This window comes from Pedobacter sp. CAN_A7, from assembly GCF_015752175.1.
Classification (GTDB): domain Bacteria; phylum Bacteroidota; class Bacteroidia; order Sphingobacteriales; family Sphingobacteriaceae; genus Pedobacter.
Map to the genome: position 1 here is coordinate 1 of NZ_JADOUW010000007.1, position 2,277 is coordinate 2,277.

Annotated in this window: 1 protein-coding gene; it reads right to left on the reverse strand. The window is 36.6% G+C overall.

Translation table 11 applies throughout. The features are described 5' to 3' along the window. Nucleotides 1-457 precede the first annotated feature (457 nt). The gene (locus IWX76_RS17975) at nt 458-1,771 is read right to left on the reverse strand and encodes a serine hydrolase domain-containing protein (protein ID WP_196861428.1); all 1,314 of its coding nucleotides are present in this window, start codon (nt 1,769-1,771) and stop codon (nt 458-460) included. Between the last annotated feature and the right edge of the window lie 506 nt (nt 1,772-2,277).

The following is a 2,277-nucleotide window of genomic DNA, read 5'->3' on the forward strand; positions in this document are numbered from 1 at the left end:
AATCTTTTTAACATTGTCAAGCTTTTATTTAAACTTTTTTCTTTTAATTTCTTTAGTCCGAAAACCAAATCCTTAAAGGACAACATTACTACTTTAGCTCTTCAAATCAACCTCTTCTCTATCCTTTTCACTGTTTCCCTTCCTCCGAAGCGGGATGCAAAAGTAGGAAAATAATCTATCCCCGCAAAACAATTGGAGCTTATATTTGTATAGGATGGCTAAGTCGCTCTGTTACTGATAAAAGAATTGTAACAAAATTATTAAACACGTCTTTTAACCTAGCAAATGTCACAGGCATACCATCAAATCAATCAATGACGATCCGGCATTAACACTAGCATTTGCACAATAATCACATGCGAACCATTGAAATAGGCTTAGCCCAATAACGCCTGCAAACACAAAGGCCCGATCTTTTGAAAAATCAGGCCCCTTTAAACGGTATCCAAATAGGTTATTATTCCTTAATTAACAGAAAGTCTCTGCCCCCTTGCTTCAACGTCATTTCCTTCGTATCAGGATTAAAGTGTAACGCGAGGCCGGCCTGGTCGAAATTGAAAACATGTTTCGCCGTTGCATCAAGTTTAAAGGACGGCTGACCAGTTGCCTGGCCGATTAAGGTATTATCAGATTTAGTAATGGTTATTTTAAGAGGAAAATTCTTGGCGGAATAAATACCCAGGTATTGATCCAAATCTCCCGCAGTTACCGTAACAAAAACCGGGAGCTCATATGGTTTATTGAACACACTGCTTAATAAAGCCAAGGATATTTTATTGTTATCATAAGCAGAGCCATTTGAGGTAAACGCAATGGCGACTTTATCTTCAGGGAAATAGCCAAAATTAGAAGTAAAACCATCTATCCCCCCGTTATGTCCATAGCTCTTCTTTTCATGAAAAGGCGCCACAAACAACCCCATTCCATAACCATCTTGTATAGTTTTCATTTGTTTAAGACTTTCCGCCGATACGATCTTTCCATTAAACAAAGCTTGTGCGAAGATAGTGAGGTCTGTTGGAGTAGAAACAATTGCACCTGCCCCTGCCGGTATAGACATATCCGTTTCTGCTTGTTTTTTCCATCCGTTATTAAATTGGTAAGAATAACTTTCATTATTTCCTATACTAATTTCACCACCATAATAAGTGTCCTTTAAACCAACAGGTTTCACAATCTTATCTTGTAGAATTTCATTATAAGGTTTTTTATATAACTTTTGGAGTATATAAGTTAAAAGTACATAATTGGAATTGCTATAGGCTGCTTTACTGCCGGGATCAAAATCACTTCCCAACGAAGATATCATTTTGACCATCTCCTCTTCACTCTTTTTTTGTGTATACCATTGTGAATAATTGGCATCATCGGTAAAATTATGAATGCCACTACGGTGATTAAGCAATTGGCCTAAGGTAATTTTATCTGAATTTTTTACCGTTGGAAAGTATTTATTGAGCGTTTGTGTAAGGTCAGTCTTTTTTTCATCAATAGCTTTAAACATAAGGGCTGCAGTGAAAGTCTTAGAAATCGAACCAATTCTATATTTAGTGTGTTCATTTGGCTTAAGTTTATCTTCAACAAACCTAAATCCAATCGCTTTTGTATACAGGACCTGGCCCCCTTTTGCAATGGCAACACTACCCATAAACTTATTATTAGCTTCAAGGGTTTGAAAATAGCTATCTAACTTTGTTTTATCAATACTTTGCGAATACGCAAATTGGATAAGCAAGAACATGAAACATGCTGGCCATAAAATTCTTTTCATTGAGGTGTCAATTATTTGATCATAATGCTATTAGCGATAATTTCGCCATTACAAACACTAATATATCAAATAAACTAATCTTAACTGGCATACGCGTTAAATTGTCCCTGGATATGTGGCCGTAGCCAATATCATCATACGCTTATCTTTCGCTGTGATCATGGTCCATTATTTTTAGCTAAAACAGCAAATAAGTACGGCATCATTATGCTTAAACATTACCTGAAGTTGAAAGTAGGCATATAGGTGTCTAACAATGATAAAATGGCAAACACAGCGCTTAAAAACGAAGCAAAACAAATTCCCTGTATTTTATGGCTAGGGGGTCTGTACATACTTCTTATAAACGCTTTGCAGAAGGTCATATAATAATGCCCAGAATAGATTGGCTAGGAAGGCAGTTAAAATTTTTTATAAACAAGAAAAGCCTGTAGTTACCTACAGGCTTTCTTTAAGATTTGGCACCGACCTACTCTCCCACGTGTTACCGCAGTACCATCGGCTCT

Excerpts from the sequence above, each read along its gene's own strand:
- IWX76_RS17975 (WP_196861428.1), bottom strand. The coding sequence starts at position 1,771 with ATGAAAAGAATTTTATGGCCAGCATGTTTCATGTTCTTGCTTATCCAA.